The organism is Nocardioides sp. R-C-SC26 (genome assembly GCF_021246465.1).
GTDB lineage: Bacteria > Actinomycetota > Actinomycetes > Propionibacteriales > Nocardioidaceae > Nocardioides.
Genome location: NZ_JAHRHK010000006.1, coordinates 1 through 17077, shown reverse-complemented (window position 1 = coordinate 17077; position 17077 = coordinate 1). Strand labels below are relative to the sequence as shown.

Below are 17077 nucleotides of genomic sequence, written 5' to 3'. Positions count from 1 at the left end.
TCAGCGCGCGAAGCGGTGGGTGTCGTTGACGAAGCGGGTGGCGCTGCCCGAGAACGAGAAGCCCGACGCCGTGGCGCCACCGAGCAGACGGAAGAGGCGGGTCCCGCGCTCGACATGCACGGTGCCGAAGCCGACCGCGACGTTGCCGAGGGAGAAGTTGGAGTTGGTCGTCACCACGTCGCGGCCGCGGTCGTCGCGGGTCCAGAGCTTGTAGACCACGCCCGGATTCGGGATCCGCACGCCGTCGGGCAGTGACGGAGTCAGCTGCGACTCCACGTGAGACGGCGCGAGCGTGCCCCCGGCGGTGGCGGTCGCCGTCCGGGGCAGCAGGGGGTTGCCGAGGTCGATCTCGATGTCGGTGACCTCGGACCGGTAGCCGACCCCGGCCTTGAAGCCGGAGAGCCGTCGGTTCGTGTCGAGCTGGCTGAGCATGAAGATGTTCTCCGCCGATCGCTCTGTCATCACGCTCGAGGTGATCGGGTGCGGGGCGACGATCGAGAGGGCCGACTCCGAGAGCGAGAACCGGCCGATGCGGACGCCGTCCACGGTGGCGGTTCGGCACGTCGAGCTCTCCACGAGCAGTGTCGGCTCGGAGGTCAGCCTGAAACCGCGGGGCAGCATCGCGGCGGCGCGGCGTTTCTGCCCGGCGTTCAACTCGACGGTGACGGCGAGGTTCTTGCAGTCCTGCGCGACGACGCGACCGATGCGTTGCGAGGTGGGGGTCGACTCACGATGCTCGACGTCGGCCGCGACCGCCGGCAGTGCGAGGGAGAGGGCCGCGAGGGCAGCGATCGACGGGGCGGCGAGGGTCCGGAGCATGCCGGAGTATCCCGCACCGGTGCGGCGTCCTCGCACCTGCGAGGATCGCCGCCATGACCGGTGAGCTGTTCGACTGCGAGATCCAGGCGCGTTTCCGCGACATCAATCTCGGCGGGCACGTGGACAACATCGAGGCGATGCGCATCATCGACGAGGCGCGGATCCAGTTCTTCCGGTTCGCACCGCTGCCGCACCAGCCGGTGCGCACCGGCCTGCTCTGCGACATGCCGTCGGGCGTCGCGGAGCTGGTCGGCGGCCAGCGGGTCGACTACCACGCGGAGATGCGGTTCGCGCCGTTCCAGCCCTTCCTGGTGCGGCTGTGGGTCTCGGGGATCGGTCGCACCTCCTTCAGCGTCTCCACCGAGATGCGCGTGGCTCCCGACCACGAGCCGGCGCTGATCGCCGACACGACCCTGGTCTTCTGGGATGCCGAGGCCCAGGCGTCGTGGGAGATCAGCGATCAGATGCGCGCGGCACTCGAGCGCTACCTCGGTCCCCGCGTCGCACTGCGGGGCTGACGCAGATGCCGTCATGGGTGCCCCGGTGGGACGACGTCCCCCCGGCCCTGCTGGAGTTCTGGACCGAGCGGCACCTCTGCATGCTCACCACGCTGCGACCCGACGGGCGTCCTCACCTGGTGCCGGTCGGGGTCGCCCTGGATCTCGAGCAGCAGTGCGCGTGGGTGATCACCCGCGGCGGCTCGCGCAAGGCGGCGAACCTGCGTGACGCCGGCCCCGGCGCCCTGGTCTCGGCGGGCGCCGTGGACGGTGGTCGGTGGTCGACGCTGGAGGGCCGCGCACGCGTCACCGAGGATCCGGCCGAGATCGAGCGAGCCTGCGACCGCTACGCCTCTCGGTACCGCACCCCCCAGCCCAACCCGGAGCGCGTCGCGATCCGCATCGAGATAGACCGCTTCTTGGCGTCGGCCGGGCTGCTCGCTCGAGCCTGAGGGAGGGCGGGCCCGACGCACGCCGAACCCGCCCCCGTCAGTCCGCTCGTCAGATCCTCTGCCTCATCGACGACGCGGAGCAGTGCACCCCGGCCACGCCGAGCGCGATGCGAACGAAGATGGCCGCCCAGGCCGCGAGTGCGACCACCTGCGAGAGGTCCACCGCACTCACTTCTTCCCGCCCGAGGTCCTGATGGTGCCGTTGACCCCCTGCGGGAAGAAGCCACCTCGGGAGACGCGCTTCGGGTTCAGGTACACGACGTTGAGCACCTGCGGAGCAGAACGCGAGTAGGCGATGGCGTTGCGATCGGTCGGCACGAGGTTCGCGCTCTTGCTGGTCCCGATCCCCTTGTCGATCTCGGACTTCCCGTCCAACGAATCGCGAGCATCGGAGATCTTGCGCGCCGGCCCCTGCAGGTCCTTCGCATACAGCGATGTGCGAACGATTCCTGCGTGATACGCCTCGACTGCCAAGATTCCCGCCGCGGCGTCGAGATAGGTCTTGTTCGAGATCAACGGTGCCGCGCCCTTGTAGGCGGTGACACCGACGTCCTCGAAGATGAAGGCCGCCAACAGGAAGTTATTCTCGTTGGCGAACGGATCGAACGTCTGGTTGGCGCCGATCAGACCAGCGGCTTTCGCCGCTGCCGTGAAGCTCCGCTTCAGATCGATCTGAGGGCGAGCGACCTTCGCCGACCCGAGCGCCGTCCGCAGGAAGCGCACGTGGTCCAACTCGTCCATCGCGATCTCGCGGGCGTACTTGGCGATCATCGGCGTCGCGAAGTTGACCTTGCGGCCACCGATCACGCCACCGCGGTCGCCCTTCCCCCCGATCAGGCTGCCCGGCAGACTCTTGCCGAAGGCAGCCTGTTGGTAGAACTCTGCTTCGAGGTACTCCAGGTTGAGCGCGAAGTTGAGGACGGCGCCATCACTGATGCCCGCCGCCGCTGCGGTGGGTGCGGTCGCCACACCCGTCGCGATCGCGCCGGCGCCCACAGCGCCCAGGCCCGCGACGCCGGCGGATCGAAGAAACAGACGTCGGTCCGCTTCGCTCTCGGCACTGCGGTTGATCATGTCGCGTACTACTGATTTCCCGAACATATCAATTCCCTTTCGGAACTCGATGGATATCGAAATCCGATTCGGGTAGCGCGTCATCCGCGATCGACGTATCGATCACTCATGATTGCGCGCGGTGGGGGCTGGCGATAAACGCCCGCGAACGGTAAAGAAGACACCCTGCCCTTCGTCGGCCCGCAGCTTCTCGAGCCCGGCTCTAGACCCTGGATTTCCACTGCGGAATCACCACCATAGGCACAGTTCAGAGCGATTCGGGAACCCCCTGAACCAAGAAATTTCGATACTTCGTCGAATAGATGAGAAATCCGATCCGTTGACCGCATCGAACACCTCATGCCGATGTCGGCCCTATTCGCAATCGCGCTGGAGCGCACCGAGGGAGGCTCCATGCATCGACGCCCTCGCGCCTCGCAGCGCCGCCCACAGGCGCGTCGCACGCTCCCGCTACTCGGACCGGCCTTCGTCACCGCGATCGCCTACGTCGACCCCGGGAACTTCGCTACCAACATCACTGCGGGCTCCGTCTACGGCTACCTGCTGGTCTGGGTCGTGGTGGCGAGCAACCTGATGGCGATGTTGATCCAATACCTCTCCGCCAAGGCAGGAATCGCCACCGGCGAGAGCCTGCCGGCGCTGTGTCGCCGACACTTCCCGAGGCCGGTCACTCGCGGACTGTGGCTGCAGGGCGAACTCGTCGCCATCGCCACCGACGTCGCCGAGGTGATCGGCGGCGCGATCGCCTTGAGCCTGCTCTTCGACCTGCCCCTGCTGCTGGGTGGCGTCATCACGAGCGTCGTGGCCTTCGGGCTGCTCACGCTTCAGGGCCGTGGCCACCGACCCTTCGAGATCGCTATCACCGGACTGCTCGCGGTCATCCTGCTGGGATTCGCTGTCGCCGTCCTCCGCAGCGGATTCGACCCGCCGGCGTTGATGAGCGGAACCGTCCCGAGATTCGAGGGCGCCGACAGCGTGCTGTTGGCCGCTGGCATGCTCGGCGCCACCGTCATGCCACATGCGATCTATCTGCACGGTGCACTCACTGCTCAGCGTTACCAATCGGTACGCGACGGCGACCGCACCCGCCTCCTGGCCAGCCAACGGGTCGACGTCGTGACAGCCATGACCGTTGCGGGCCTGATGAACCTCTCGCTGCTGGTCGTGGCTGCTGCCGTGTTCGGCGGCGGCACCGACGTCGACACGATCGAGGGGGCTCACGCCGCGCTGGGGACCACGCTGGGCCGCGACGTCGCGCTGCTGTTCGCCCTCGCATTGCTCGCGTCCGGCTTCGCCGCCTCCAGCGTCGGCACCCTGTCGGGTCAGATCGTGATGGAGGGCTACCTCCGACGGCAGATCCCACTCGCAGCGCGGCGACTCGTCACCATCCTGCCGGCGCTGGTCGTGCTCGCCGTCGGCATGGATCCCACTCGGGCGCTCGTGCTGTCTCAGGTAGTCCTCTCCTTCGGCATTCCCTTCGCACTGATACCTCTGGCGCTGTTCACCCAGCGTCGCGACGTCATGGGCGTGTGGGTCAACCGGCGGAGTACGTCCCTCCTGGCCTGGTTGGTCGTGGGCGTCATCGTTGCGCTGAACGCGGTCCTGCTGGGACTCACCCTGAGGTGATCGCGCCTCCGGGAGAGAATGGCCCCATGCCCCGAGCTCTGCCCGTGACAGCGCTCTCGATCGGCGACTCCTTCGCCGACGTCGGCTACTGGCTGCGCGGCAGCGGTCTGGAGATCGTGCTGCTCGCGACCGGTGCCGTGCTGTTGGCACGCCTGGTGCGCTGGAGCTCCGACCTCGCCGCCGAGCGTTCGGATGAGCACCTGGCCTCCCAGGACGCGCTGGTGCGCTCGGAGGACTCCAAGCACCGGCGGGCCGTCGCGCAGGTCTTCACCTGGGTGCTGGTGGTGATCATCTACGCCCTGGCAGCGGTCGGCGTGGCCCAGCTGATCGGCATCTCGCTGGCCGCGTTCGTGCCACTGGCGACCGTCGCCGGCGTCGCGCTCGGGTTCGGTGCGCAGCGCATCGTCCAGGACCTGTTGGCCGGCTTCTTCCTCGTCGCCGAGAAGCAGTACGGCTACGGCGACCTGGTGAGGATCTCGGTCACCGGCGTGACGATCCCGGTGCTCGGCACCGTGGAGAACGTCAGCCTGCGAGTGACCACGCTGCGCACCAACAGCGGCGAGGTGGTGATCACCCCCAACGGCCAGATCGTGCAGGTCACCAATCTCTCCCGCGACTGGGCACGCGCGGTCATCGACGTGCCCGTGCCGATCAGCTACGACGTCAACCAGGTCAGCCAGGTGCTGCGGCAGGCGGGTGAAGCGGCATACGCCGACGAGAAGCTGAGTCCGCTGCTGCTCGACGTCCCGGCGGTGATGGGCGTGGAGACGATCGAGGCCGAGCTGTTCAAGATCCGCGTGGTGGCGCGCACCCTGCCCGGCAAGCAGTTCGAGGTCGGACGTCAGCTGCGGGTGCTGATCACCCGCACGCTCCGCGTGGAGGGCATGAACCTGCGCGCCGAGGTCTCCACCGGCGAGGCGACGGGAGCCGAGCAGTGACCGGGGCCATCAGCCTGACCGAGATACGTCGCCACTGGCACGAGAACGGGCCACGCCGCTCGACGGTGATCCTCATCGTGATCTTCGTGCTGGCGCTGAGCCTCTACGCGGTCGTCAAGCCGGTCGAACCGCGTGACGCCACGATCCCCTCGACGCCGCGACCCACGTCCACCCCCGACCCGACACCGGAGCCGAGCGAACCTGCCGGCAGCCCGACGTCCGAGCCGAACGAGACGTCGACACCGTCGCCGCGTTCCGACCCCACCCCGAGCCGCACCCCGCCGCCGTCGAGCGCACCGCCCTCGGCCACCGACTCGCCGACGCCGAGCGCCACCCCGTCGGCCACGCCGACGTCGACCCCGACCGAGGAGCCCACCGACGATCCGGCGCCGGACGACACCACGTCACCAAGCCCCTGAGCCGGGCCCCGGCCAGGTTCGAGCGACCTCGCGTCACACCGGCGAGTGCCGGCTCCCCAACGCCTCGAACATCGCCCGGGCCGAGTCGATCAGCTCCTCGCGCGAGAGGTCGAGAGTGCCGGCGAACTGGGCGGCGAACAACTCGGCCAGGCCGGCCACCATCGCCATCCCATGCGCCTTCGCTCGGCGTGCGGGCCACGCGTGCTCGCCGTAGATCGCAGCCGACTCCACCGCGAAGGCCTCGCCGAAGGTGTCGAGCAGCTCTGCTCGTCGCGTCCGAAGATGCGGGTAGGCCTGCGAGCTGATCACGATCAGGTGGAGGCGTTCGGGCCGCTCCTCGGCGTAGCGCGCGAATGCCTCGACGACGTCCTGCACACGGCGTGACGCCGGCCCGGACGTCGCGGCGGCCGCTGTCGTGGTCACCGCGAGGATCTCCGTCGCGACCGTCTCCAACGCCTCCACCAGCAGCGCATCGAGCGAGGCGAAGCTCTCGTAGAAGTAGCGCTCGGTGAGACCGGCCGAGGCGCACACCCCCGTCATCGTGACGGTCTGGCCGGGGACGGCGAGCTCGGCGATGACGGCATCCACGAGGCGCTGCCGCCGGTCGGCACGGCGCTCGTCGGCGGTCTGGCCACCGTAGGTGCGTCGCGCGACGGAGCGCTTCGACCCGGTCATGACGCAGGACTCTAACGGCCGACCCTTGACGAAGGACCCCTCGGTATGGGAAAACTGACAGTCCTCCCTGTCAGATTGGACGCGTCGATGAGCACCTCCTCTCCGCCCCTCCGCCGCGCGGTCCCGTTCCTGGGTCCGACCCTGGACTATCTGCACGACCCCACCGCCTTCATGGCGCGCCGGCTCTCCGACCATGGACCGGTGTCGCACATGTCGTTCGCTGGACGGCGGTGGACAGTCGTGATCGGTGCCGACGCCTGTTCGGAGGTGCTGCTCAACAAGGACAAGGCCTTCGCCAACGGACCCGGCTGGGGTGCACTGGTCGGCCCCTTCTTCGACGGCGGCCTGATGCTCCTCGACTTCGACGAGCACCACCGTCACCGCCGGCTGATGCAGCAGGCGTTCACCCGCGACCGACTCGATTCCTACGTGGCTGCGCTCTCCCCGACGACGTCGGCTCTGCTCGACGCCTGGCCCGACGACGGCTCAGTGCTGGCCTACCCGGCCCTGAAGACGCTGACCCTCGACCTGGCCACCGCCGTCTTCATGGGCGGAGCCGAACTGGCGCGACCCGGCGAGTTGGACGCCGTCAACACCGCGTTCATCGACTGCGTGCAGGCTGCGACGGCGTTCGTGCGACTTCCCCTGCCGGGAACTCGCTGGGGGCGGGCACTCGCCGGACGCCGTCTGCTGGAGGAGTTCCTGACGCGCCACCTCCCCCGTCGTCGCGCCGGCCAGGGCGACGACCTCTTCTCGGTGCTCTGCCGGCTCTCCGAGGACGGCGACACCTTCTCCGACCGCGACGTGGTCAACCACATGATCTTCCTGCTGATGGCCGCCCACGACACCTCGACCATCACCACCTCGACGGCGATGCGCGAGCTCGGCAGGCACTCGACCTGGCAGGAACGGCTCCGCGAGCAAGCACGCTCCTTGCCCGAGCATCCGACCCTCGCCGAACTCGACGAGCTCACCGACTTCGACCTCGTGATCAAGGAGTGCCTGCGCCTGGTGCCGCCCGTGCCCGTGCTGGCGCGGCACACCGTGAAGCCGACCGAGGTGTGCGGCGTGCCGATCCCGGCGGGCCGGTTGACCGCCACGATGGTGCACCACCAGCACCACGACCCGCAGTGGTGGACCGCCCCCGACGTCTTCGACCCCGAGCGCTTCGACGAGGAGAGGCGCGAGGATCGCTCCCACCGCCACGCCTGGGAGCCCTTCGGCGGCGGGGTGCACAAGTGCCTGGGCATGTTCTTCGCCGGCGCCGAGGTGAAGCTGCTCCTGGTGCACCTGCTGCGCCGGTACGCCTGGACCACCGCCGAGACCACCTCGCCGCTGAACTACCTCTCTCTCCCCTTCCCGGCCGACGGCCAGCCCGTCGCCCTCCACCGCATCGACAGGAGTGCTGCATGAACCAGACGCCCACCCGACCCGGAACGGTCGTGATCACCGGAGGCGCCAGGGGCATCGGACGTGCGACCGCCGAGCGCCTCACTCGCGCCGGACGCGTCGTGGCACTGGGCGACCGGGACGGCGAGCTCGCCGCCCAGGTGGCGGCCGAGATCGCAGCGTCGAGCAACGGCACCTGCTACGGCGGCGACCTCGACGTCACCGATGCCGGCTCGTGGCGCGACTTCCTCAGTCGGATCGCCCATCTCGGCCCGGTCGAGGCGCTGGTCAACAACGCCGGGATCATGCCGTTGGGCGCGATCGTCGAGGAGCACGACGACGTCACGCGCGCGATCGTCGACGTCAACCTCCATGGAGTCATCCACGGTACGAAGGCGGTCGGCCCGGCGATGATCGCCCGGGGCGGTGGTCACATCGTCAACGTCGCCTCGGCCGTGGGCCGCGTCGCCTCTCCGCACGGCGCCACGTACTCGGCGTCGAAGTTCGCCGTGGTGGGCTTCAGCGAGGCCACCCGGGGCGAGCTGGCGCCGCACGGCATCGACGTCAGCCTGGTGATGCCGACCGTGGTGCTCACCGAGCTCGCCGCCGGCGTTCCGCCCGCACGTGGTGTCAAGCCTGTCACCGCTGACGACGTCGCGCGGGCGATCGAGTCGGTACTCGACCGCCCCCGGCCCGAGACCTGGGTTCCGCGGTGGGGGAAGACCCTGGCCCGAAGCGCGGACCTGATGCCGCGCGCCGTCCGTGATGCTCTGGCTCGAGCCCTCAAGGCCGACTCCGTTCTCGCAGACGCCGACCCCGCAGCGCGCGCGGCCTACGAGGAGCGCGCACGGAGCTGAGCGAGTCAGGCGACCGCGACGGCGAGGAGCACGAGAGCCACGGCAGGCAGCAGGCCCTGCTTGATCGCCGCCCCGCGATGGGCCGGCGAGGAGAGCAGCAGCACCAGCGCCGCGGCGGCCATGGAGCCGGCGCCTGCGAACACCAGCGTGCGGCCGGCGACCTGCTCGTCCGCCGCGACCAGTGCGATGCCGAGACCGACCAGGACGGCGAGGAAGAGGTTGTAGAAGCCCTGGTTGAACGCCAACGACCTGGTGACCTCCGCCTCGTCGGTCGATGTGCCGAACACGGCACGGGCTCGCGGACCCGTCCACGCGAGGGACTCCAGATAGAAGATGAACACGTGCAGCAGCGCGGCCAGGGCCGCGATGACGAGGGCGACGGTCTCCACGCCGTCATCCAAGCACGCCCGAGCTCAGAGACCCGCCACCCGAGCCGCCGGTCCGAGAGCGCCACACCGAGGTCGGCTGCGCCACGGCAGCCATCCGCGCCGACTCCACTCCTGAGCTAGAACCTGTTCTAATTCTGCCCGACCTGACTCCGCGGCGCCCCGACTCGACGGCGTCCGCTCCCGAACCGAGGACGTAGATGAGGCGCTGCCGCCCCCTGCTCGCCGCCACTCGACGTGCGAGCTCACGGACCGGAGGGCGTCATGGCGGCGCCTGAGGTGTCGGTACCCGGCGACCGCCCGTCGCTGGAAGGTCGCTCGCTGCGCCGCTACACGATCAGGCTCGCGCTGGCGCTGGCCGCGCTCACCGTCATCTTCTCCGCCGCCCCGGCGATCCTGCTGCCCAACCAGGTTCAGGACATGACGTTCGGCACCTACTTCCAGGGCCAGGACGCCGACGTCGACGTCGCCGATCTCGCGGACCTGAAGTCGGAGGTGGAGGACGGCACCGTCGTGCCCGACGCGGAGCAGCGACGTCTGCTCGACGCCTATGAGAGCTTCGACTCCTCGCGCGCGAGCGCACTCGGCCTGGTCGCCACGCTCGCCGCTCTGGCGTCGATCATCTCGCAGGTCCTGGTCGGCGTGGCCTCCGACAGGACGCGCTCCCGGCTCGGCCGGCGCGCGCCCTGGGCGCTGGCCGGGGCGGCGGCGGGGTGCCTGGCGCTCGCCGGGCTGCGTCTCTCGCCGTCCATCGCGTTCCTGATGCTCCTGTGGCCCCTGTTCGTCATGGCGGGGAACGTGGTGCAGACCCCGCTGCTGGCCACCATCGCCGACCGGGTGCCGGAGAACCGGGTGGGCGGGGTCTCGTCGGCCACGGGCGTCGGCAACTTCGCGGGCGGCGTGGTCGGCATCGTCGTCACGGGCGCGCTGTTCCACGTGCTCGGCGTCGACTTCTACCTCCTGTTCGGCATCGTCCTGCTCGCCGCGGTGGCCTTCCTCGTGTTCGGGTCGCCCGACCGCTCCTCCCGGGACGTCGAGCTGCCACCGTTCAGCTGGCGCACGTTCCTGCGCGGGTTCCTCATCCCTCTCACCGACGCCGACTTCCGACTCGTCTGGGTGGCGAGGGCTCTGCTGTTCTTCGGCTACACGGTCTCGACGGCCCTGAGCTTCTTCATCCTGCAGAGCTACGTCGAGCCCGGCATGAGCCCCTCGGAGGCGACCCGGTTCGTGCCGATCCTCGGGGCGGTCAGCGCACCCGCCATCCTCGTCGCCGTCGTCGTCGCCGGCCGACTCTCCGACAAGCTCGGACGACGCAAGCCCTTCGTGATCGCGGCGTCCGCGCTGATGGCGATCTCGTTCCTCATCCCGCTCGCGTCGCCGACCGTGCCCGCCCTCGTCGCGCAGGCGATCCTCGGAGGCCTGGCCTTCGGGATCTACCTGCCGGTGGATCAGGCGCTGTTCATCGACGTGCTCCCCGATCGCGAGGACGGCGCGGCCCGCGACCTCGGCGTCGCCGGCATCGCCACCAACCTGGGCCAGCTCATCGGCCCGGTGGTGGCGGCCGGGGTCGTCGCCGCGACCGGTGGGTACCGCATGATCTGGCTCGTCGCCTTCGTGCTCGTCGCGGCCGCGGCCGTCGCCGTCGTCCCGGTGAAGCGAGCGCGCTGAGCGCCGACGCAGGCGGGGCATCGCGCGCCCGGATTCATCAGATGGTGGAGCTGAGGGGATTCGAACCCCTGACCTTCTCATTGCGAACGAGACGCGCTACCAACTGCGCCACAGCCCCAGCTTTCGCGCCACGAGGACGCGCGAGGACACGCTAGCACCGGTTCCACGTCGCCCTGAAACCGGGCAAGACGTCAGGAGCCGGAGGCGCGGCGCTCGTCGCGGGCGGCGGCGGCGCGGGCCTGCGCGCGAGCAGCCTGGTCGGCCTCCTCGGCGTCGCGGGCGAGCTGGGAATCGGCGGCGGAACGGCCGCTGGTCCACACGCCGGTGGAGTCCAGGTCGATGGTGCGCACGCGACGGCGGGCCGCGGGCTCCTTGCCCACGTAGGTCGGCAGGGTCACCGGAACGGGATCCCAGCCACCGGCGGGCGGCGGCGGCGAGACGCCGTCACTCGGCTCGCCGGGAGTCGCTTCGGTGCTCTCCGTGTCCGCGACGTCGACGACGGCCGCGATCTCCTCGGTCGTCTCGCCGACGGCGTCCTCATCGAGAGAGGACGGCGCGACTACACGCTGCGGCAGCTCGGCGATCTCGCGGCGCACCATCAGCCGACACGCCACCAACCACGCCGCGAGGACGGCGACGGGCAGCACGACGAACCACCCGGAGATCACACCGGCGATCGCGACGCCGGTGACGCCGACGAGCGCGGCGAGGATCGCGCCGAGCACGCGGCGTCGACGGCCGGTGGCGCGCTTGGCCGCGGCCCGACGAGCGGCGAGGTGGGCCGCACCCACCGGTGCAGCAGGCGTCTCGCCGACCTTGACCGACGACCTGGAGGACGACGACGAGGACGAGCCCGACGGCTCCGCCTCCGCCGAACGCCCCTCGACGACGAGTCGAGCGGTGCGCGAGTCGACCGGCTCGCGACGGGCCAGCACCCTGAGCCGGGAGGAGAAGCCCTCGACGTTGCGGGTGGCGGCGCTGTTCTCGTGGTGCTTGAGCGCCTGGGGGATGAGGTAGACGGCCCAGGCCACCGCCAGGGCCACGAAGATCAACGCACTCAAGTCCACGTGCCGAGGTTAGGAGCGATAGCGGAGGCCGGGACGGATGTCTACCCGTGTGTCGCAAATTGCGGGTGTGACAGTTGGGAAGGAAGGCCGGTCAGAGCCCGCCCTCCTCGAAGCGCCGCAGCATGCCGAGCGGCACCTCCTCCTTGGTGACGGCGAAGATCCGGTGGTCGCGCCAGTCTCCGTCGATGTGCAGGAATCGTCGGGCATAGCCGACCTCGGTGATGCCGAGCTTCTCGACCACGCGCAGGGAGTTGGAGTTCTCCGGCCGGACGGCGATCTCGATCCGATGCAGTCCGACCTCGCGGAAGCAGTGGTCGATCACCATCGCCACCGAACGCGGCATCACGCCCCGGCCGGCGACGTTCCGGTCGATCCAGTAGCCGATCGAGGCGAACTGAGCCGAACCGCGCACGACGTTGTTGACCGTCACCTGGCCGGCGAAGACGCCGTCCACCTCGATCGCGAACGGCAACGTCGTGCCGCGGCGAGCCTGGCGGCGCATCCGCCGTGCGAGCTCGACGAACGAGGCCCCGCGCGGCGGCGAACCCGGCGGCGGCGTGGCGTCCCACGGGATCAGCCAGGCCGCGTTGCGCGCGCGCACCTCGGCCCAGGCCCGCGCGTCGGAGGACCGCAGCGGTCGCACCCGCACGACCGGCGCCGACCCCGACGTCAGGACGACGGGCCACCCGGGCGCGCCGCGTCGCCACCTCACCGGTGGTCGCTCCCCACGATCTGCTCCACGGCGTGCCGCACGACGGGCTCGAGCACGACGAGGGCGTCCTTCACTCCCCCACGCGACCCGGGCAGGTTCACGATCAGGCAGTGGCCCGCCACCCCCGCGAGGCCGCGCGACAGCACCGCCGTCGGCACTCCCTTCGCCACCCCGGCCGCGCGGATCGCCTCGGCGATGCCCGGCACCTCGCGGTCGAGCAGGGGCCGGGTCTGCTCCGGCGTCCGGTCGGTCGGCGTGAGCCCCGTGCCCCCGGTGGTCAACACCACCCGCGCACCGCCGTCGACGGCGTCGCGCAGAGCCTGACCGACAGGGTCACCGTCACCGACGACGACGGCGTCGCCGACACCGAATCCCCACGCCCGCAGGGCATCCACGATCAACGGACCGGTCTCGTCGGCGTAGACGCCGGCGGCGGCGCGGTTCGGCGCGACGACGACGACGGCGGGCAGGCCGGGCGGCGACGTGTCGCTCATCGCTGCCAGTCCCCCCAGACGCCGCCGCTCCTGGTCTCGATGCGGACGTCGGTGATCGACGCGGCCTTGTCCACTGCCTTGACCATGTCGATCACAGTGAGCCCCGCGACGCAGACCGCCGTCAGCGCCTCCATCTCCACGCCCGTCCGGTCAGTGGTGCGCACGGCCGCGGTGATCTCGACGGCGTCGTCGGCGACGACGAGGCCGACGTCGACGGAGGAGAGCGCCAGCGGATGACACAGCGGGATCAACGTCGAGGTCTGCTTGGCGCCCATGATGCCCGCCAGTCGCGCGACGCCGAGCGCGTCGCCCTTGGGCACGCCGTCCCCCCGCAGCAGCGCGACGACGCGCTCGGAGACCAGGACCCGACCCGACGCCGTCGCGATCCGCGCGGTCACGGGCTTGCCGGAGACGTCGACCATCCGCGCCGCGCCGGACTCGTCGAGATGAGTGAGTCGGTCGGAGTCGGCCATGTCAGTCCTTCGGAGCGGATCGGTCAGCGGGCGGGCCGCAGACGGAGAGGGGTGGAGCCGCCGAGCGAGGCGGCGGAGGGATCAGTCGTCGAGGCGGATCACGCTGACCATCGAGCCGGCGGCGATCTCCATCTCCCGCTCGGGCACGACGATGACGCAGTCGGACGCCGAGAGGTCACCGACCAGGTGCGAGCCGGAGCCACCCACCGGTACCACCTCGGCGACCGAGCGGTGTCCGCCGGCATCGGTCAGGGTGCCGCGCAGGAACTGGCGGCGGCCGTAGGGCGAGCGGACGTCGTGGGTGATCCGCGCGGTGATCGGCTGACGGCTCTCCGGCGCGATACCCATCATCCGGCGCAGGGCGGGGCGCACGAAGATCTCGAACGACAGGTAGGCCGAGACCGGATTGCCCGGCAGGGCGAAGAACGGCACCCGGCGCTCGTCGGCACCCACCCGCAGGTGGCCGAACCCCTGCGGCTTCCCCGGTTGCATCGCGACCCCGCCGAACCAGACCTCGTCGTCCCCACCGAGCGCCTCCTTCACCACGTCGTAGTCGCCCATCGAGATGCCGCCGGAGGTGACGACGACGTCGGCGGACCCGACCTTGGCGGCCAGGCCGGCGAGGAACGACGTCGGGTCGTCGGGGAGGGCGCCCGCCCGGGAGGGCACGCACCCAGCACGGCGCGCGGCCGCGGCGAGCAGGTAGGAGTTGCCGTCGTAGATGGAATCGGGCGCGAGCTCCGCGCCCGGGTCGCGCAGCTCGGAGCCGGTCGAGACGATCAGCACCCGAGGGCGGGGGCGCACCCGCACCGCGTTGCGTCCGACCGAGGCGAGCAGCCCGAGCTGACGCGGACCGAGCTGGGTGCCGGGCTCGATCAGCAGGTCGCCCAGGGCGACGTCCTCACCGGCGTAGCGGACGTGCTGCCCCCGGTGCGCCGACTGCGCGATCCACACCTGGTCGACGCCGCGGTCGGTCCACTCGTAGGGGATGACGCAGTCGGCGTTGCGAGGCATCGGGGCGCCCGTCATGATCTTGACCGCAGTGCCCTCGGGCAGCGCCCGCGCGCCGCCCGGGCTGAGCCGATTGCCCTGCCCCGCACCGATCTCGCCGACCACCCGCATCTTGACCGGCGACTCCTCCGCCGCCGTCGCGACGTCCTCGGCACGCACGGCGTAGCCGTCCATCGCGGAGTTGTCGAAGCGCGGGAGCCGGATCGGGGCGACGATCTCCTCGGTGCAGACCAGGTCGAGTGCGTCGATCAGCGGCTGGGCGAAGTCGGCGAGGGGTTCGATCTCCCCCAGGATCGCGTCGAGGTGCTCCTCGACCGATCGCAGCCCGTCGGGCACCGAGGTCAGCCTTGATCGCCGGCGAGCACGGTGCCCGGCTCGACGCGCTGGGCGCTCTCGGCCTCCACCTCCACGGCGCCGACGACCTGGACGTCCCGCCCGAAGGTGACGTCGCCGTCGACGGTGAAGGAGGTCGCACGAGCCAGTGACGGCGCACCCTCGGGGAAGCGCTTGTCGAACTCTCCGACCAGCTTGTAGTGCTCGCCGTCGAGGTCGATGAAGGGGATCACGGGCGCCTGCTGGTCGAGCACGAAGTCGCCACCGAGCGCGTAGACGTCGGAGCGCAGCACGAGCAGGTCGTTGGTCGTCTTGACCGGGACGAACCGGTCGCGACCGACCTCGATCAACGCCGACCCCTCGAACACCTCGATCGCCGCACCCATCGCGGTCTCGATCTGGACGACCTTCGGCGTGCTGGCGTCGCTGGGGTCGACGTTCTTGACGTTGCGGATCATCGGCAGACCCAAGATGCCGTCGCGCGCGTCGAGGGCGTGCTTCATCGCGAGCAGGTCGAACCACAGGTTGTTCGTGGAGGTGTAGCGGTGCCGGTCGAGATCGGCGAGCGCCTCGAGGTCGGCGTCGGGAGTCTGAGCCGTCTCGCGCAGCACGATGCGCCCGTCGGCCTTGCGACGGGCGAAGTGGCCTCCCTTGCGATCCGACGCCGTGCGCCGCACCGCCTCGATGGCGAAGGGCGCGCCGCTCTGGGCGAACCATCCGGCGACCCGCGCGTCCGGGACGGCTCCGAGGTTGTCGGAGTTCGAGACGAAGACGTAGCGGTAGCCGCGATCGATGAGCAAGTCGAGCAGACCCGTGCCGCGCAGCGCGGTGTAGAGGTCGCCGTGGCCCGGAGGACACCACTCCAGGTCAGGGTCGTCGGGGAAGGTGACCGGAGCCAGGCTGTCGAGCAGCAGCTTCGGCTCCTTGTTCTGCAGGAACTCCAGCGGCAGGCCCTCGACGGCGAGATCCTCGTACCGTGCCAGCGCGGCCATCGTGTCGGCCGACGTGCGGAAGCTGTTCATGAAGATCAACGGCAGCGGGGCGCCGTACTGCTCGCGCAGGTGCAGCACCTGCCGCGCGATGATGTCGAGGAAGGAGAGCCCTCGCCGCACGCACAGCAGGGACTTGGCGCGGTCCATGCCCATCGAGGTGCCGAGACCGCCGTTGAGCTTGATCACCACGGTGCTGCGCACCGCCTCGGCGGCGGTCTCGTCGTCGACCACGACGCCGTCGAGACTCTCGATGTCGACGGGCTCGATCGCCGACTCCGGCATCATGCCGGTCTCACCGTGCTCGATCAGTCGGAAGTAGTGCGCGAAGGTGTCGATGGCGACCTGGTCGACGCCGGCGGCGGCCATCTTCTCGCGAGCCTGCTCCAGTGCGGGACTCCCCATGAGCGGGAGCCTAGGCTCACCACGTGGCCCTGTCACAACCTCCCCTGGATCGGTCCGCGGCCAAGCTGGCGCTGCGCGACCAGATCCTCGCCGCGCGCGGTCGCCGGTCGCTGGCCGACGTGGGCGCGGAGGCACGCCGACTCGCCACCGTGCTGCTGTCCGACGCCGCCGTCGGCCGTGCCGCGACCGTGGCCGCCTACGTCGCCGTCGGCACCGAGCCGGGCACCACCTGGGTGCGTGACGCGCTGCGCGAGGCCGGCATCCGGGTGCTCCTCCCGGTGCTGCAGCCCGATGGCGATCTGGACTGGGGACTCGACCTCGGCGACGACTCCCTCGCCACGGCGCGACTCGGGCTCCTCGAGCCGACCGGCACGACCCTCGGCCCCGACGCCGTCGCCACCGCCGACGTCGTGCTGGTACCCGGGCTCGCGGTCTCGTCGTCCGGGATGCGGTTGGGGCGCGGCGGCGGCTCCTACGACCGGGCGCTGGCGCGCGTGCCCGTCGGAACTCCGGTCTACTGCCTGCTCTACGACGACGAGGTCGGCCACGACGTGCCGGTCGAACCGCACGATCGATCGGTCACCGCGGCCGCGACGCCGTCGGGCGTCGTCGTCCTGGGGTAGGTACCGCCTCGACTCACCGGGTTTCGAGACGCTCGCTGCGCTCGCTCCTCAACCACCGGAAGCCCCGCTCGCTGCGCTCGCTCCTCAACCGCCGGGACACCGCTCGCTCCTCAACCACCGGTGGTCGGTGCCGGGACGAGCGTCAGGGTGTCGTCGGCGGCGGCGTCGAC

19 protein-coding genes and 1 tRNA gene are annotated in these 17077 nt (G+C 70.4%); 8 read left to right on the top strand and 12 right to left on the bottom strand.

Annotated features, from left to right (window positions below):
- A complete protein-coding gene (locus KSO97_RS07055) occupies nucleotides 1-819 on the bottom strand; it encodes a hypothetical protein (protein WP_232677413.1) in 819 nt (272 codons plus the stop codon).
- A gap of 53 nt (nucleotides 820-872) precedes the next feature.
- On the opposite strand from KSO97_RS07055, the gene KSO97_RS07050 reads away from it, so the two are divergent.
- Together KSO97_RS07050 and KSO97_RS07045 are read left to right on the top strand one after the other, a co-directional pair.
- A complete protein-coding gene (locus tag KSO97_RS07050) occupies nucleotides 873-1337 on the top strand; it encodes a thioesterase family protein (protein ID WP_232677411.1) in 465 nt (154 codons plus the stop codon).
- 5 nt (nucleotides 1338-1342) lie between these two features.
- Nucleotides 1343-1768 carry a pyridoxamine 5'-phosphate oxidase family protein gene (locus KSO97_RS07045; RefSeq protein ID WP_232677410.1) on the top strand — a complete coding sequence of 142 codons (426 nt, stop codon included), beginning with the start codon at nucleotides 1343-1345 and terminating at the stop codon, nucleotides 1766-1768.
- 168 nt (nucleotides 1769-1936) lie between these two features.
- Here KSO97_RS07045 and KSO97_RS07040 read toward each other — a convergent pair whose 3' ends face one another.
- Nucleotides 1937-2926, bottom strand: a complete 990-nt coding sequence (locus tag KSO97_RS07040; RefSeq protein ID WP_232677409.1) for a ferritin-like domain-containing protein — start codon at nucleotides 2924-2926, stop codon at nucleotides 1937-1939.
- Between the two features lie 309 nt (nucleotides 2927-3235).
- On the opposite strand from KSO97_RS07040, the gene KSO97_RS07035 reads away from it, so the two are divergent.
- Together KSO97_RS07035 and KSO97_RS07030 are read left to right on the top strand one after the other, a co-directional pair.
- A complete protein-coding gene (locus KSO97_RS07035; RefSeq protein WP_232677408.1) occupies nucleotides 3236-4468 on the top strand; it encodes an Nramp family divalent metal transporter in 1233 nt (410 codons plus the stop codon).
- A 26-nt stretch (nucleotides 4469-4494) separates the two neighbouring features.
- Nucleotides 4495-5406 (top strand): mechanosensitive ion channel family protein, encoded by a 912-nt coding sequence (locus KSO97_RS07030; RefSeq protein ID WP_232677407.1) that lies wholly within the window; start codon nucleotides 4495-4497, stop codon nucleotides 5404-5406.
- A 103-nt stretch (nucleotides 5407-5509) separates the two neighbouring features.
- On the opposite strand, the gene KSO97_RS07025 is transcribed toward KSO97_RS07030, so the two are convergent.
- Together KSO97_RS07025 and KSO97_RS07020 are read right to left on the bottom strand one after the other, a co-directional pair.
- Nucleotides 5510-5809 carry a hypothetical protein gene (locus KSO97_RS07025; RefSeq protein ID WP_232677406.1) on the bottom strand — a complete coding sequence of 100 codons (300 nt, stop codon included), beginning with the start codon at nucleotides 5807-5809 and terminating at the stop codon, nucleotides 5510-5512.
- 49 nt (nucleotides 5810-5858) lie between these two features.
- On the bottom strand, nucleotides 5859-6500 hold the full coding sequence (locus tag KSO97_RS07020) for a TetR/AcrR family transcriptional regulator (protein ID WP_232677405.1): 642 nt from the start codon (nucleotides 6498-6500) through the stop codon (nucleotides 5859-5861).
- A gap of 87 nt (nucleotides 6501-6587) precedes the next feature.
- Here KSO97_RS07020 and KSO97_RS07015 point away from each other — a divergent pair, with 87 nt between their 5' ends.
- Complete coding sequence (locus tag KSO97_RS07015; RefSeq protein ID WP_232677404.1) at nucleotides 6588-7913, top strand: cytochrome P450; 1326 nt, start codon at nucleotides 6588-6590, stop codon at nucleotides 7911-7913.
- Nucleotides 7910-8746: an SDR family oxidoreductase gene (locus KSO97_RS07010; protein ID WP_232677403.1), complete on the top strand. Its 837-nt coding sequence runs from the start codon at nucleotides 7910-7912 to the stop codon at nucleotides 8744-8746. Before KSO97_RS07015 ends, KSO97_RS07010 begins: the two co-directional genes overlap by 4 nt.
- A gap of 5 nt (nucleotides 8747-8751) precedes the next feature.
- Here the strand turns inward: KSO97_RS07010 and KSO97_RS07005 are convergent, their stop codons facing one another.
- Nucleotides 8752-9135 carry a DUF1304 domain-containing protein gene (locus KSO97_RS07005; RefSeq protein ID WP_232677402.1) on the bottom strand — a complete coding sequence of 128 codons (384 nt, stop codon included), beginning with the start codon at nucleotides 9133-9135 and terminating at the stop codon, nucleotides 8752-8754.
- Nucleotides 9136-9396: 261 nt separating this feature from the next.
- Between KSO97_RS07005 and KSO97_RS07000 the strand changes: the two genes are divergently transcribed.
- Nucleotides 9397-10800: an MFS transporter gene (locus tag KSO97_RS07000; protein ID WP_232677401.1), complete on the top strand. Its 1404-nt coding sequence runs from the start codon at nucleotides 9397-9399 to the stop codon at nucleotides 10798-10800.
- A gap of 42 nt (nucleotides 10801-10842) precedes the next feature.
- Here KSO97_RS07000 and KSO97_RS06995 read toward each other — a convergent pair.
- The 7 genes from KSO97_RS06995 to KSO97_RS06965 form a co-directional block, all read right to left on the bottom strand.
- Nucleotides 10843-10918, bottom strand: a tRNA-Ala gene (locus KSO97_RS06995).
- A 73-nt stretch (nucleotides 10919-10991) separates the two neighbouring features.
- Nucleotides 10992-11867 (bottom strand): hypothetical protein, encoded by an 876-nt coding sequence (locus KSO97_RS06990; protein ID WP_232677399.1) that lies wholly within the window; start codon nucleotides 11865-11867, stop codon nucleotides 10992-10994.
- A 91-nt stretch (nucleotides 11868-11958) separates the two neighbouring features.
- Nucleotides 11959-12579 carry a GNAT family N-acetyltransferase gene (locus KSO97_RS06985; RefSeq protein ID WP_232677398.1) on the bottom strand — a complete coding sequence of 207 codons (621 nt, stop codon included), beginning with the start codon at nucleotides 12577-12579 and terminating at the stop codon, nucleotides 11959-11961.
- The gene (locus tag KSO97_RS06980; protein ID WP_232677397.1) at nucleotides 12576-13073 is read right to left on the bottom strand and encodes a molybdenum cofactor biosynthesis protein B; all 498 of its coding nucleotides are present in this window, start codon (nucleotides 13071-13073) and stop codon (nucleotides 12576-12578) included. Before KSO97_RS06980 ends, KSO97_RS06985 begins: the two co-directional genes overlap by 4 nt.
- A complete protein-coding gene (gene moaC, locus KSO97_RS06975; RefSeq protein WP_232677396.1) occupies nucleotides 13070-13546 on the bottom strand; it encodes a cyclic pyranopterin monophosphate synthase MoaC in 477 nt (158 codons plus the stop codon). Before moaC ends, KSO97_RS06980 begins: the two co-directional genes overlap by 4 nt.
- A gap of 81 nt (nucleotides 13547-13627) precedes the next feature.
- Complete coding sequence (gene glp, locus KSO97_RS06970; protein WP_232677395.1) at nucleotides 13628-14893, bottom strand: gephyrin-like molybdotransferase Glp; 1266 nt, start codon at nucleotides 14891-14893, stop codon at nucleotides 13628-13630.
- 5 nt (nucleotides 14894-14898) lie between these two features.
- A complete protein-coding gene (locus KSO97_RS06965; protein ID WP_232677392.1) occupies nucleotides 14899-16284 on the bottom strand; it encodes a UTP--glucose-1-phosphate uridylyltransferase in 1386 nt (461 codons plus the stop codon).
- A gap of 23 nt (nucleotides 16285-16307) precedes the next feature.
- Between KSO97_RS06965 and KSO97_RS06960 the strand changes: the two genes are divergently transcribed.
- The gene (locus KSO97_RS06960) at nucleotides 16308-16907 is read left to right on the top strand and encodes a 5-formyltetrahydrofolate cyclo-ligase (RefSeq protein WP_232677391.1); all 600 of its coding nucleotides are present in this window, start codon (nucleotides 16308-16310) and stop codon (nucleotides 16905-16907) included.
- The last annotated feature ends 170 nt before the right edge of the window (nucleotides 16908-17077 follow it).